This window comes from Idiomarina sp. 017G (assembly GCF_004362265.1).
Taxonomy (GTDB): Bacteria; Pseudomonadota; Gammaproteobacteria; order Enterobacterales; family Alteromonadaceae; genus Idiomarina; species Idiomarina loihiensis.
In genome coordinates this window covers 50827-64743 of record NZ_SNWT01000011.1, presented here as the reverse complement: position 1 = coordinate 64743, position 13917 = coordinate 50827, and the positions used below count along the sequence as shown (strand labels likewise).

The 13917-nt window shown below is 47.7% G+C and carries 12 protein-coding genes; 2 read left to right on the top strand and 10 right to left on the bottom strand.

The window, feature by feature from the left end; genetic code table 11:
* Position 1: 1 nt before the first annotated feature.
* The 10 genes from fliI to DEU30_RS12450 all read right to left on the bottom strand — a co-directional run bounded on the left by fliI (position 2) and on the right by DEU30_RS12450 (position 10477).
* A complete protein-coding gene (gene fliI, locus DEU30_RS12495; protein ID WP_110014337.1) occupies positions 2 to 1351 on the bottom strand; it encodes a flagellar protein export ATPase FliI in 1350 nt (449 codons plus the stop codon).
* A 3-nt stretch (positions 1352 to 1354) separates the two neighbouring features.
* Complete coding sequence (gene fliH / locus DEU30_RS12490; protein WP_114982350.1) at positions 1355 to 2104, bottom strand: flagellar assembly protein FliH; 750 nt, start codon at positions 2102 to 2104, stop codon at positions 1355 to 1357.
* A 14-nt stretch (positions 2105 to 2118) separates the two neighbouring features.
* Complete coding sequence (gene fliG, locus DEU30_RS12485; RefSeq protein WP_011234450.1) at positions 2119 to 3165, bottom strand: flagellar motor switch protein FliG; 1047 nt, start codon at positions 3163 to 3165, stop codon at positions 2119 to 2121.
* Positions 3158 to 4849, bottom strand: coding sequence for a flagellar basal-body MS-ring/collar protein FliF (gene fliF, locus DEU30_RS12480; RefSeq protein WP_181813915.1), 1692 nt, complete (start codon positions 4847 to 4849; stop codon positions 3158 to 3160). The genes fliG and fliF overlap by 8 nt, the downstream gene beginning before the upstream one ends.
* Positions 4850 to 4896: 47 nt before the next feature.
* Positions 4897 to 5229 (bottom strand): flagellar hook-basal body complex protein FliE, encoded by a 333-nt coding sequence (gene fliE / locus DEU30_RS12475; RefSeq protein WP_034818114.1) that lies wholly within the window; start codon positions 5227 to 5229, stop codon positions 4897 to 4899.
* A 147-nt stretch (positions 5230 to 5376) separates the two neighbouring features.
* On the bottom strand, positions 5377 to 6738 hold the full coding sequence (locus tag DEU30_RS12470) for a sigma-54 dependent transcriptional regulator (RefSeq protein WP_114982352.1): 1362 nt from the start codon (positions 6736 to 6738) through the stop codon (positions 5377 to 5379).
* A complete protein-coding gene (locus tag DEU30_RS12465; protein WP_114982353.1) occupies positions 6731 to 7738 on the bottom strand; it encodes an ATP-binding protein in 1008 nt (335 codons plus the stop codon). Before DEU30_RS12465 ends, DEU30_RS12470 begins: the two co-directional genes overlap by 8 nt.
* Before the next feature lie 119 nt (positions 7739 to 7857).
* A complete protein-coding gene (locus tag DEU30_RS12460) occupies positions 7858 to 9294 on the bottom strand; it encodes a sigma-54 dependent transcriptional regulator (RefSeq protein ID WP_034818122.1) in 1437 nt (478 codons plus the stop codon).
* 21 nt (positions 9295 to 9315) lie between these two features.
* Positions 9316 to 9843: a DUF1285 domain-containing protein gene (locus tag DEU30_RS12455; RefSeq protein ID WP_114982354.1), complete on the bottom strand. Its 528-nt coding sequence runs from the start codon at positions 9841 to 9843 to the stop codon at positions 9316 to 9318.
* Between the two features lie 10 nt (positions 9844 to 9853).
* Positions 9854 to 10477, bottom strand: a complete 624-nt coding sequence (locus DEU30_RS12450) for a response regulator transcription factor (protein ID WP_114982355.1) — start codon at positions 10475 to 10477, stop codon at positions 9854 to 9856.
* A gap of 200 nt (positions 10478 to 10677) precedes the next feature.
* On the opposite strand from DEU30_RS12450, the gene DEU30_RS12445 reads away from it, so the two are divergent.
* Entirely contained in the window at positions 10678 to 12330 is a 1653-nt protein-coding gene (locus tag DEU30_RS12445; RefSeq protein WP_034818129.1) for an amidohydrolase, read from the top strand.
* 15 nt (positions 12331 to 12345) lie between these two features.
* Positions 12346 to 13908 carry a response regulator gene (locus DEU30_RS12440; protein WP_011234459.1) on the top strand — a complete coding sequence of 521 codons (1563 nt, stop codon included), beginning with the start codon at positions 12346 to 12348 and terminating at the stop codon, positions 13906 to 13908.
* The last annotated feature ends 9 nt before the right edge of the window (positions 13909 to 13917 follow it).

Sequence of the window (13917 nt, the reverse complement as noted above, 5' to 3'; positions counted from 1 at the left end):
ATTACATGCTCGCTGACTGTTTCTGCTTCGGATTGACTAGCTGATTAAGGAGCAACAAGCTTTCATCATAGTTCACAACTTCCCGCATTTTCTGTTGCAAAAACATACTTACTCGCGGCTGCATTGCAATAGCCTGATCGATAGCCGGGTCACTTCCGCGGGTGTATGCGCCAATGGAAATCAAGTCGCGATTGCGACGGTAACTTGAGTACCACTGTCTAACTTTAATCGCCTGTTGCATATGCTCTTCCGAAACAACCTGTGGCATAACCCGGCTAATAGAAGCTTCAATATCTATTGCCGGATAATGACCGCTGTCGGCCAGTTCCCGGTTCAGTACAATATGTCCGTCCAGTATTGCTCTCGCGGAGTCCGCAATGGGGTCCTGTAAGTCATCACCTTCAGTCAGAACCGTATAAAACGCGGTCACAGAACCTTGTCCGTCGCCGCCATTCCCTGCTCTCTCGACCAATGCTGGTAACTTAGCGAAAACAGAAGGCGGATAACCTTTGGTTGCCGGTGGTTCACCCACAGCAAGGGCAATTTCCCGTTGCGCCATGGCGTAACGAGTCAGTGAATCCATTAACAGCAACACATTCAGACCCTGGTCACGAAAATATTCGGCAACCTGAGAGGCTGTTTCACAACCACGTAAACGAATAAGCGGCGACTGGTCAGCAGGCGCTGCTATTACAACCGCTTTTTCACGGCCTTCCTCACCAAGTATTTCTTCTATAAATTCTTTTACTTCCCGGCCACGTTCGCCTATCAGGCCAACTACAATCACATCCGCCGTGGTACCGCGAGTCATCATGCCCAACAGCACACTTTTACCCACGCCACTACCAGCAAACAGCCCCATTCGCTGCCCCTGCCCCACGGTTAAGCAGGCATTAATAGCCGTTACGCCAACGTCCAGCGGCTGCTTCACCTGACGTCGGTTCAGCGGGTTCATGGGTTTGCTTCGGTAGGTTTTTCCGTCAGAAAAAATGGGGCCTTTATCATCAAGGGGCTCGCCACGAGCATCAATAACACGACCCAGCAGCTCCATACCCAGCGGCAATTGATTCTTGCGGTTTAGTGGGCGTACTCTGGCTCCGGGAATAACGCCATGGGCGTCTTCGGTAGGCATTAAGTAACTGATGTTGCCTTCAAAACCCACCACTTCGGCTTCAATATCTCCGCTGTCAGCCTCCACAGCTACGCTTGACCCCACAGGAGCGCGACAGCCAACGGCCTCAAACATTAAACCGACGACGCGGGTAAGATATCCCGACACAGCCACTGATGGCTTTTGGATACGCTCACGTTTTTTGCGTAGTTGTTTCACTAACTGCTCAGAAGCGCTCATGGGTTAACCTTTTAATTTGGAGAACACATCTTCCATACGGCTGGTCAGGGTGTAATCTATGGTGGAGCTTTCTGTGGTAACCCGGCAACCGCCGCGTTCCAGTAAATCGTCTTTATTTAGCAGCCAGCCTTTCTCTTTCAGTTCATCTTCGCTGAATGTGCTTTGCAAAATAGCTAAGTCTTCTTCATTCAGGTGAATAATGACTCGCTGATCAGTAACCGGTAAGACCGCAATAGCTTCACGCACGGCTTTGACGATGAGCTCTTTTGAATTAACAGCGACATCCAGACAGATGACCCGAGTCAGCTCAGTGACCATGTCAATAAGCTCGTCCTGCACCGCTTCGGTGATACGTTCATTCGGATGAGACAAACTCTGCAGCAAAACTCTTAACTGCTGCTGTTGCTCCTGCATGGCCTCTTTACCAGCTTCAACACCCTGCTGTTCACCGGCTTCAAAACCGTCTTTTTTACCAGCTTCGTAACCTTCGTCATAGCCTTTCTTAAGGCCTTCATTGCGGCCTTCGTCAAAACCTTCTTTATGGCCTTCTTCGCGTGCGGCCTGGCGAATTTCTTCCAATTGTTCTGCGGTCAGAGGCTTAAGCTCTTCTTCCTGTTCATTGTCCGCTTCCGGCGGCTCATATTGCCAGCGCCGGGGTTTGTTTAACGCATTTACCTGAGAGCCCTGCTTAAGCTCTTCCGAGGTCATGTCAGGTAAATCCCAAAGCTGGGTTGCGTCTTTATCATCCGTCATTATGCGTTAAACCCTTATAGGAATTCGTCACCGCCACCGCCGCCAAGCATAATTTCACCTGCGTCAGCTAAACGGCGCGCCGCTGCCAGAATATCTTTCTGCGCGGCCTCTACATCACTAATACGAATCGGCCCCATAGCTTCAAGGTCATCACGCAGCATATCGCCGGCACGTTTCGACATGTTCTTGAATATTTTCTCCTGAACCGCGTCGTCCGCACCTTTCATCGCTTTTTGCAACGTTTCGCCTTCAACTTCACGCAGCAAGGCCTGAATACCACGGTCGTCGACTTCCACCAGGTTTTCGAACACAAACATTAAGTCCTGAATACTCTGGCTCATCTCTTCGTCCTGCTCGCGAATAGAGTCCATCAACTGGCCTTCGATGTTGGTATCCAGATAGTTCATAATATTGGCTGCCGCTTTCAGGCCGCCCATCTTCGCCGCTTGAGCACCAGCCTGACCGGCAAATTGTTTTTCCATAATTTCGTTCAGTTCCTGCAAGGCTGCAGGCTGAACTTCTTCTAAGTTGGCTATTCGCATCATTAAGTCCAGACGTACTTTGTCCGGGAACTGCGCCATAATTTCGGCACTTTGTTCAGGGTCAAGGTAAGACAGGACAATAGTCTGAATTTGCGGATGCTCGTTACGGATAATAGTGGCTACCTGCTTAGAGTCCATCCACTTCAGTGAATCAAGACCTTTCGAGCCGCCGCCCATGACAATCTGTTCAATCAGGTTACCGGCTTTGTCCTCACCTAGTGCGGAGGTCAGTGCCTTACGCACAAACTCTTCACTCTTGAAGCCAATATTGGTGAACTTCTGAATGTCTTCCAGGAACAAATGGTGTACAGCGTTCACTTTGTCCTGGTTAAAGTCTTCCAGGCTCGCCATGGCCATGCCCACTTTCTGCACCTGTTTAGGTTCCAGGTGTTTTAGAATCTGAGCCGCATCTTCTTCCGATAAGCTAAGCAGTAAAATAGCCGCTTTCTCAACACCTTCTAAAGTGTCGACATCAAACTCAACCTTACCGCGCTTAGTTCTAGTATCTTGATCAGGCATCTTCGTTCAACCACGCTTTAACCACTTGTGAGGACAGCTCAGGCTCGTTGGCAACCAACGCGCGAACCGCTTTTAACAAGTCTTCATCTTTGTGCAAGTCAGGTAGTTGCAGGCTACCATCAGCCCCAAACCCAACTGCACTCTCATCAAACTGTGAGGATAACAGATCAATGGTTTCGTCGCCCATCGATTCCTCATCGGAAAATGCATCGGCATCATCTTCCACACCCGATTCCGGATTCATCAGTTTCTTCAGCATTGGACGAACCACCGCCAGAATCAATACCATAATAACCAGTGCGCCCATCACCAGACGGAAAGCTCGCCAGAACCATGGCTCTTCCCACACAGGCGTCTCGCCGGCACCTAAGTCAGGCAACTGCGCGAACGGTACCGATACGACTTCGATGCTGTCACCACGGTTAATATCAAAGCCTAAACCACCTTGCAGCAAACGGCGAATATTAGCGATTTCTTCAGCGCTACGCGCTTGTGTTTCGCCTTCACCCGCTTCATTAGTTATTGCTTCATGGTTAACCGCAACAGAAACACTCAAACGCTTAATGGTACCGGTTTGGTTCCGGGTATAAGTGACTGAATTATCAAGCTCATAATTACGGGTTGCTTCACGGTGGCTGCTGCCATTAGTGCCGCCACCTGCAGTTCCTGCTCCGGCTTCTTCCGGAATGTCAGACTCTAAAGGAGGTTGATTTGTGAGTGCTCCGGGAATACCACCAATGGCGCTACCGACAGAGCGGTTTTCAACCGTCATTTCACTGCGAATAGCCGGCATATCAGGGTTAAATTGACGCTGAGTTTCTTCACGCTGAGTAAAGTCCATAGTCACGTCAACCTGTGCGGTATAGTTGTCATAGCCCAGCACGGGAATCAAAATACTGTCTATTTTTTCTAAGTAGGCCTCTTCGCGTTTTTGTTCAATTTGATACTCACGCGAACTTTTAGCCGCCAGTGCACTTTGCGAACCAGAATTAAGCAGACGTCCGGCCTGGTCAGTAACGGTTACTTGCTCAGTACTGAGTCCGGTCACCGAAGAGGCAACCATGTCAACAATAGAGGCCACTTCTTCTTCGCTTAACGAGGTGCCACCGCGCACATTCAGCATAACCGATGCTTTGGGTTGTTTTTCGCGACGGGCAAAGACATTTTCTTTAGGTACAGCAAGCAAGACTCGTGCAGCAGAAACCTTTTTCATTTCCTCAATAGCACGCGCTAACTGAACTTCACGGGAATGAATAAGACGTTCACGCTCCAGTCTTTGACTAACACCAAAGCCCGGTTCGCTCATTAGTATTTCGGAGCCGTTATTGGTCGAGTTACCGTAATCAACACCAGCACGAGTCAGCTGCAACTTAATAGCATCGTAGTTTTCTTCCGGTACTGAAACCGTGTTGCCTTCCACCTGGTATTCAATGCCGTTTGCATCCATGTAGTCGAGGGTGCTGATCAACTCCTGCGTTTCTAACTGACCTAATGGACGATAAGTTGACTCTTGAGCCCACAACATAATAAAAACAGCAATAGCAACACAGATAGCCAGCGCCAGCACGACAATAACCTGGCGCAGCATGTCAAAGTTACCCAGCATCGTCATAATGCCGGTTTTCTCACCGCCGTCTTCATTACCTGAACTGTTGTTATCAGGTAAGTCAGTATCTTGTACCATTAAATCTGTTGATTCAGCCACGACTTATATCTCCAATGATGCAGCGGTTATACCGGCATTGACATTATTTCTTTGTACGCATCAACCACTTTGTTGCGCACCTGAACCGTTGCCTCAAACGCTATACTCGCTTTCTGGCTGGCTATCATGGTTTGTTCAAGGGTGACATTCGGGTCACCGAGTTCCATGCGAGTTTTTAAATCACCTGAGGTTTGCTGCAGTTCGTTAACGTTATCCATTGCGCTTTTCAGCATATTGGAAAAATCAGCCTGAGCGGTATTGCCTTGCAGGGCGTTCACATTCGTAGGCTGATCACGCTGGGAAGCCTGCGTGGCCATCGATTGTAACTGTTGATAAAGTGCGTTTGCTTCCACTTTCATAATTAACCCCGTCAAAAATTCATCACTGACTTTATTTAAGGTTAGTCATGCAAACAGAATGCCAACTTTTGGTCGCATCGGTAAGATACAAAGAAAAGCCCTGATAAACAGGGCTAATGGTAATGGAGGAGGTATTTCAAGACCGTATTATGAGCCGGTCAGAGTCAGCCCCTGCTCTCGTATTTTCGCCAGCTTGTAGCGCAAAGTCCGTGGACTAATACCAAGCTCATCGGCGACAGGTTGGCGTTTTCCCTGATGACGTTGCAACGCATCTTTGATAATTTGGTATTCCTGATGGAAAAGCGACTCATCGAGGTTTTCCGACTTATCTTCAGGCGTCTCTATTTGTTCAGGAAACACGCTAGCGGTTTCCACCGCGTCGTTCAGTTCCAACATAAGATCCTGTGGCTGAATTTCTCCATCGCGATGTAATACCAGAGCTCTTTGCACTACATTTTCCAGCTCCCGAACGTTGCCCGGCCAGGAATAGCGCATTAACTGTTGAACTGCTGCAGCGGAAAAATTCACAGGCGTTTTAATACCAGAGCGCTGTTTATGTCGCTGCAGTAAATTTTCTGCCAGGGGAACGATATCCGCGGGTCGCTCTCGTAGAGACTTCCAATGCAGGGGAAACACGTTTAGTCGATACATTAAGTCTTCACGTAATAGCCCTTCGCGCACCGCCTGTTGTAAGTCTCGGTTAGAGGTAGCTATTAACCGGACATCCAACTGTATGGTTTTACGCGAGCCCAGACGCTCCACCTGCCGCTCCTGAATAACCCGTAATAATTTAGCCTGCAAGTGCATAGCCATTTCAGTCACTTCGTCCAGCAGCAGAGTACCGCCCTGAGCCAGTTCAAATTTACCGGGAGAAGACTGATTAGCGCCCGTAAAGGCACCTTTCTCATAACCAAATAACATGGATTCCAGCATGTTTTCAGGTATCGCTGCGCAGTTAATGGCAATAAAGGGCCCGTCTGAGCGATCCGAATGCTGGTGAATATAACGCGCCAGCACTTCTTTACCGGTACCGCTAGGCCCAGTGACCATTACGCTTGCTTCACTACCCGCAACTTTTCGTGCCATAGCCAGCACTGCCTGGCTGGAGCCTTCTTCTGCGACAGGCTCAATATCGTTAATTGCACCGTCGGGCAAATAACGCTGCACCAGTGTTTGTAGCTTTTCAATTGAAAACGGCTTAGTCAGATAATCGACAGCGCCTTCACGCATAGCAACGACTGCGTCATCCACCTTTGCAAAGGCCGTCATCATAATAACCGGAATGTCGTATTGCTGATTATTCATGCTACGCAATAACTGTAAGCCATCAATTCCCGGCATTTGCACATCGCTGATAACCAGCGCCACTGACTCTTTTTTTAGAATAAGTAAGGCTTCTTCGCCGTTAGCGGCTTCCAGGCACTGACAATCAGCCAGTTCCAGCGTATCGATAATCGCTTCACGCAGCGATACGTCATCTTCAACAACCAATACTTGTCGCTCAGCCATAACGTACCTCTTTCATTATATTTTCTGACCACTCATATACCGGCAGCACTAAGGTAAAACGACTGCCTTTATTTGGCTGGCTTTCCCAGTCAATTAAACCGTTGTGTGCTTTTATCACCGTTTGGACAACCGCCAGACCTAAACCAGTACCGTTCGATTTTTCAGTGAAAAATGGAGTGAATACACTGTCTTGTTTTTCAGCCGGAATGCCGCAACCAGAGTCAATAACAGAAACTTTCCAGTTACCATCATCAACATCGGTTTTTAATAGCACTTCCTGTCCGGGCCGGCTGGCATCAACAGCGTTGTTAACCAGATTCTGCATTGCCCCGATCAGAGCGGTTTGATTAGCTCGTAACACCACACCAAAGTCAGGATCAATACAATTGATTTTCACCTGATGCTGCTCAGCGTAACTTTCTGTGTTCATCAGCACTTGCTGGATCAGGCTATTGGTACTGAGCTCTTCTAGCATGGGTTGCTCACCGCTTTTGGCAAACAACAACATGTCGTTGACCTGTTGTTCCAGCGAATGCAAACGGGAAAGTAACTTATCGGAAAAACGCTGTTGTTTGACCGCAGAAATACTGCCCTGCTTTAGGTTTTGCGCATAAAGAATTGCGGCAGACAGAGGCGTTCTTATCTGATGTGCCAGCGAAGCCACCATTTTTCCCATGGAAGACAAACGCTGCAAATGACCGATGCGGTTTTGCAGACGCCGCGTCTCGGTCAGGTCTGTCAGCACAATAAGCTGCCCTGGCTTTTCATTCACAACTGAGGTGTCTAAACGAACCCGTCTGCCGTTACGCAAAGACACTTCGTGCCAGTCATCCGCTTTGGGAGCAAAAAGTTCACTCACCAGTTCACGCCATAAAAACTTTTTCAGAGGGTGTCCTAAAAGGCTCGTGGCATTGTCATTGCAATAATCCACGACCCCATGACTGTCCAGTAAAATAACAGCGTTGGGCATGGCATCAATAATTTGATGGTAGGTGGCCATACTGACATCTCCAATTAACAACTATGGAGAAGCTAATGCAAAATAGATGCCAGTATAATTCTCTTTATTTTCAGTTAATTACGTAGCTTTTGGATTGTCAAAAGACTGACGCTTTGAATTTAATCTTTCTGAATTCCGTACTTTTTCATTTTCTCAACTAAGGTTGTACGGCGCATACTGAGTAAATCGGCCGCTTTAGCAACTACCCAGTCAGATTTATCCAACGCCTGCGCTATCATTCCCGTTTCAATTTCAGTTAGCATATCTTTCAAATTGACCCCGTCATCGGGCAACTCAGAATCAGCAGCACTATGTGTGTCGTCATCAAGTTCTTCATCTGACTCACTGAAAATGGCACTCAGCGCTTCGCGCTCCAGCATTTCTTCGGGGTAATCTGGAGTTGGTGCGTCATGTTCAATATGCTGATATTTTGGAGGTAAATCAGGCACGTCAACCAGACTATCGGGGTGCATTATAGTCAGGCGTTCTATCAGGTTAGTCAATTCCCTTACGTTACCCGGCCAACGGTGATAGGACAACGACTCCAGAGCACGCTCAGTAAAACGCACCCCTACGCCCCGCTCCTTTTTAAAACGCTGGGTCAGTTCTTGCAGCAGTAAAGGTACGTCTTCCTGACGCTCGCGCAGAGCCGGAACCTCAATAGGAAAAACATTTAAGCGGTAATACAAATCTTCACGGAATTTACCGTCAATAATCATTTGTTCCAGTTCGCGGTGAGTCGCCGCAACCACTCGTACATCGGCAATAATACTTTTACTGCCACCCACACGTTCGAAGGTCCGCTCTTGCAAAACTCGTAGCAGCTTTACCTGCATGGGCAATGGCATATCGCCAATTTCATCCAGAAACAAGGTGCCACCCTGAGCCAGTTCAAAACGACCTTTGCGCGCACCTATGGCACCGGTAAAAGCCCCTTTTTCATGCCCGAACAATTCACTTTCTAATAAGTCACCCGGAATTGCACCGCAATTCACCGGCACGAAAGGCCCGTTACTACGTCCGGACAAATCATGAACACCGCGAGCCACAACTTCTTTACCTGTTCCTGACTCTCCCAGAATCAGAACATTCGCTTCTGTTACCGCTACCTGTTCAATCAACTGACGTACATGTTTCATTGTACGCCCGTTACCAACTAAGGTTTGCTCCAGCTTACCTCCGCCCGGGTGTCGCTTTCTTGCCGCTTTAGCAGGCATTTGCTGGTGATAAGCCTGACAGTAATGCAACATATTCGATAAGCTGGCGTAATCAAAAGACTTTTCCAGAGGGCCAATAACATTCGCTTTCTGTAACGCATTGTGCTGATCATCTGTGGCACAGATAAAAGGTAGATGCGGCGCATCGCCGGCTAATTGATGCAAGTTCTCAATGCCATTACCAGCAATCACACAGAGAGCATCAGCAGCACGAAGCTTTAGAGTGTCTGAAGGAGATATGACTTCAACGGTTTCGCCAATAAAGGTCAATACCGTTTCAAAATGCTGACGACGCTCTGGTTGCTGTTCAACCAGGTAGACTGTTCTTGTTTTTGTCATAGACGAGTTTACCGCAACGTCCTATTCCACACTTCCTAACACAAACGTTTCACCCGCACTGGACAGGTACCACTGCTCTTGTCCATCGGCAATCCTTGACTCTGCGTGTGAAACCCACTGATAGAATACATTGCGATGTACTCTCGCTGTTAATCCTCGTTGCATCACAATATAAGGAACACCCTTTTTCATTGTGAGCGGATGTTCAGAACTTAATACCAGAGTATCACCGATATTGGTTGTTAGCAGTAATAATTGCTGACCATTTTCTTCTAATTGACGCCAGTCGACAACAACAAAGGGCGTATCTTCAACCGTAATCTTAACTTTTTCGGCAGGTGTTATTAAAAAATACTCACCGCCTTCAACCACTAAAACGGACGCAAATAGTTTTACCAATGCAGAGCGCTTTATCTGGCTTCCCTGATAAAACCAGTCGCCATTTGAGGCAATATGAATAGGGATCTCACCACAATACGGCGGATCCCACAACTCGGTTGGTGCATGTTGGTGTTTTTCTAGTTCAGCAATTAATCGGTTAAGTGACATAAATCGAAACTTAGTCGACCAGCTTTTTCTGTCTCAGTAGATACCAAAGCGTCGCTTCAGTACGATTCGATACTTTAATGGCTTTGAATATTGCCGACAAATGCACACGAATAGTGCCTTCAGTAATCCCCAGAATGTTTGCAATCTCTTTATTTGAAAGCCCCTGAGCCAGCAACTGCATTATTTCCAGCTGACGCGGCGACAAAAAGCTCTCTGCTCCACTGGACTTGTCTCTTGGTTCATTCAAATGAGGGTCATCAGGAATGTGACGGTCACCATTAAGTAAAGCCCGAATAGCCAGTTTAGCCTGCTCAGCTGAACTGTCTTTTGGCAAGTAGCTGCGAACTCCCGCAGACAGTACCTGACGAACTTCAGAAATCGACCGCGGGCGCGTAAACAAAACAATGTGCGTGCGTGGAGCCACTTTTTTCAGGCGTTGCAACGCAGGTCGAATTTCGGCGTCCGGTAAATCCATTTCCAAAAAAATCAAATCATAATCATCGGCCGATAAATAACTCTCAGCAACTTCAAACGACTCAGCTTCATATATCGAAGGCTGATTCGCGTAGTTTGTGAGAATTTGTATAAGACCAGCGCGCATAAAAAACTGCGGGTCAATAATTAGAACTTTCATCTTGAGATCCAAAATAACGCTTATTCAATTAACTTTTAGCATACCGAAAATATAACAGACAGCAAGTTTTTTACGGACAATACCGATTTTGAAAAAGCTAATGTTAACTTAGTTAACAAAAATTCAGCCAACGCCTAGTCGCTTGTACAGTAAAAACGCTATAGTGTTGCCTAAGTTATTTTCTACGGAGTTTTATTGTTATGCGACGTATTACCTGCCTGTTTATCGGCCTCAGCTTATCGGCTTCAGCCATTGCCGACACCTTGTATACCAACATGAAAGGCTACACTCTTACCAGCCCTGCCGGCGAACAAGCGGTGTTGCAGCAGTTTTCGACCATGCTGGTTGAACATGGAAAAATTCAGGCTATTGGTGGTAACGCACTTGCTGAGCGTTTTACTGACACTGAACAAACCGTTGATATGCAGGGGAAAACTGTTCTTCCGGGGTTAACTGATGCCCATGGACATATCCAGAGTCTGGGCACCAGTTTATTACAGGTGGATTTACGCGACACCGACTCGGTTTCTGCAGCGGTCAAAAAAGTTCATACCTATGCTGGCGAGCAGCCAGAAATGGAATGGATAACAGGCCGAGGCTGGAATCAGGAGCAATGGCAACAAAAAGCTTTTCCCAGCGCGGCACATCTTGACGAAGTGGTCACTGACCGTCCGGTTTGGTTAATACGCGTCGATGCGCACGCTGGCTGGGCCAACAGCGAAGCCCTGCGTCGTGCAGGAATAGATAAGGATACAGTAGCCCCGGAAGGCGGTGAAATTGTCCGTGACGAACAAGGCAACCCAACCGGTGTACTGATCGACAATGCAATGCAATTGGTTGAGGATGTTGTTCCCGAACCATCGCTTCAGCAACAACGTGCCGCGTATGAACTCGCTTTTGAGCATTTGATTAAACTGGGCATTACCAGTGTCCATGACGCCGGTATTAATGCCGATGAGATCTCCGTTTACAAGGGGTTGCACAATCAGGGCCGTATGCCTCTGAGGGTCTATGGCATGATAGCCGCTACCGAACCTAAACTGGCGCAACTTTTGGCAGAAGGCCCTTACGAAAGTGACGACCAGAAACTGACCATTCGTAGCGTTAAAATATACGCCGACGGTGCTTTAGGGAGCCGCGGTGCGGCTTTGCTGGAAGACTACAGTGACGACCATGGTAACCATGGCCTGATGGTCACTTCAGAAGAAAAAATTCGTGATCTGTACGAGCTTATCATTCCTCATGGCTTCCAGATAAATACTCACGCTATTGGTGACCGGGCCAACCGCGTTGTACTGGATAACCTGGCAGAAGTTTATAATGAACTTGGTGGTCGCAATTTACGTAACCGCATAGAGCATGCGCAAATTGTACATCCGGACGATTTAAAGCGTTTTAACCAGCTCAATTTAGTTGCTTCCATGCAGCCTACGCATGCCACCAGTGACAAGAATATGGCAGAAGATCGTCTTGGCGCGGCGCGTATGGAAGGAGCTTATGCCTGGCAAACACTGCTGGATCAGGGCACGGTTATTGCTGCCGGCTCAGACTTCCCGGTAGAACTCGCTAATCCATTTTACGGACTGCATGCAGCGGTTACCCGACAAGATCGTGATGATATGCCAGCCGGAGGTTGGTATGCTGAAGAGAAAATGAGCCTGCAGCAAGCGCTGCGCTCATTTACCATCGATGCCGCTTACAGTGCCTGGCAGGAGAAATCTCTGGGCTCGCTGGAACCCGGTAAATGGGCTGACTTTATTGTCGTAGATCAAGACCCATTTGCCGTCGACTCCAGTGATATCTGGCAAACTCAGGTTGAACAAACTTACGTTGCGGGCGAACGAGTTTATTAACAGGGACGCATAAGTATGAACGATGACTTTCTATTTTCTGATGACGAGCCTGATATAGCGGAAGAAGAAGTATCGGAACCGTATAATATACTCATTGTCGATGACGACGAAGAGATACACACCATTACCAAAATGGCATTAGGTGAATTTAAACTCGACGGTCGTCCGCTGAAATTTCATTCGGTTTATTCCGGCAAAGACGCTATTGCGTTTTTACAGGACAACACCAATATCGCCATGATGCTGCTGGATGTAGTGATGGAAACCGATCACGCCGGACTCGATGTTGCCCAGTGGGTACGCGAAACCCGGAAAAACCGGCTGATACGCATTGTTCTGCGAACAGGACAACCGGGGCAGGCTCCCGAAGAAGATGTCATTGCCCGTTATGATATTGATGACTATAAAGAAAAAACTGAGCTCACATACCGCAAGCTGGTTACTCTGATGTATTCCTGCTTACGGGCTTATCGTGACTTAAACGCTATTGAGCGCAACAAACGTGGTCTGGAAAAAGTCATTAACGCGTCGGCTGAAGTATTTTCTGCGCGCTCAATGCAAGCCTTATGTCAGGGCATACTGGAGCAACTTGTCGCGCTAATTACTCTGTCTGATGACGCCATGTATTGCCGCATTGATGCGCTGACCGCCAGCTCGGACACTGACGACCCATTTGAAATTATTGGCGGCACAGGCGAATATGAAGAGGCTGTAGGGCAACCCGTACACGGCGAAATTGACTGGGATATTGTCCGCCCTATGCAGCAAAGCCCGCAAAATGTTGATTTTCGTATTGTCGACGGTAATTACTACGGCCTTTACAAAACCAGCAGCTCGCGCCAGTACTTACTTTTTATTCGTGGTGTCAGGGACTTATCTGAGCTGGATCAAAATCTGCTCGGGCTTTTTGTGAATAATAGCTCCATTGCTATAGATAACCTGCAAGCCACAGAAAACGAGCGGGAAGCACAACGGGAACTGCTTTATAGTGTTGGCGAAGCCATTGAAAAACATTCTATTGATGAAATTAGCCACCATGTTAAACGTTCTGCCGAAATGGCTGGCCAGCTGGCGATATTCTCAGGCGCAACGCAAGAACAGGCCGAAGCGTTAAAACAAGCTGCATCCGTTTATGATATCGGTAAAGTCTCGGTGCAAATGGAGTTAGCTCAACGTGCCGACGTATTGAGTATCCACGAATATGAAGAAATTATGCAAAAAGTCATTCAGGGCCACGACTATTTACGCCAAACGGACTCAGCAGTAGCTAAAGTCGCGGCTCTTATTGCGCAGGATATTCATGAACGTTGGAATGGTTCCGGCTTTCCCAGTCAGAAATCGGCAAAGGCAATTGACCTTAACGCCCGAATTCTGAGTATTACCAGTCACTTTGACGCCCTGCGAACGCAGCGCAATTATCGTGATGCAAAAGAATCTGAGGATGCCGCAGATTATCTGTTACAGCACAGTGGTAAATTCTTTGATCCAGAGCTGGTGGGACTTATGCTGGATAATCTGGATGCGATGGAAAAAATACGTCAGCGCTTCCTGGACAAAAAACAGGATACGCGCCATTAGTCCATTAAG

Coding starts and splice junctions, on each gene's coding strand:
- DEU30_RS12450 (WP_114982355.1), bottom strand. CDS start 10,477: ATGAAAGTTCTAATTATTGACCCGCAGTTTTTTATGCGCGCTGGTCTT.
- DEU30_RS12460 (WP_034818122.1), bottom strand. CDS start 9,294: ATGACAAAAACAAGAACAGTCTACCTGGTTGAACAGCAACCAGAGCGT.
- fliF (WP_181813915.1), bottom strand. CDS start 4,849: ATGGTACAAGATACTGACTTACCTGATAACAACAGTTCAGGTAATGAA.
- fliE (WP_034818114.1), bottom strand. CDS start 5,229: ATGAAAGTGGAAGCAAACGCACTTTATCAACAGTTACAATCGATGGCC.
- DEU30_RS12455 (WP_114982354.1), bottom strand. CDS start 9,843: ATGTCACTTAACCGATTAATTGCTGAACTAGAAAAACACCAACATGCA.
- fliG (WP_011234450.1), bottom strand. CDS start 3,165: ATGCCTGATCAAGATACTAGAACTAAGCGCGGTAAGGTTGAGTTTGAT.
- DEU30_RS12470 (WP_114982352.1), bottom strand. CDS start 6,738: ATGGCTGAGCGACAAGTATTGGTTGTTGAAGATGACGTATCGCTGCGT.
- DEU30_RS12465 (WP_114982353.1), bottom strand. CDS start 7,738: ATGGCCACCTACCATCAAATTATTGATGCCATGCCCAACGCTGTTATT.
- fliH (WP_114982350.1), bottom strand. CDS start 2,104: ATGACGGATGATAAAGACGCAACCCAGCTTTGGGATTTACCTGACATG.
- DEU30_RS12445 (WP_034818129.1), top strand. CDS start 10,678: ATGCGACGTATTACCTGCCTGTTTATCGGCCTCAGCTTATCGGCTTCA.
- DEU30_RS12440 (WP_011234459.1), top strand. CDS start 12,346: ATGAACGATGACTTTCTATTTTCTGATGACGAGCCTGATATAGCGGAA.
- fliI (WP_110014337.1), bottom strand. CDS start 1,351: ATGAGCGCTTCTGAGCAGTTAGTGAAACAACTACGCAAAAAACGTGAG.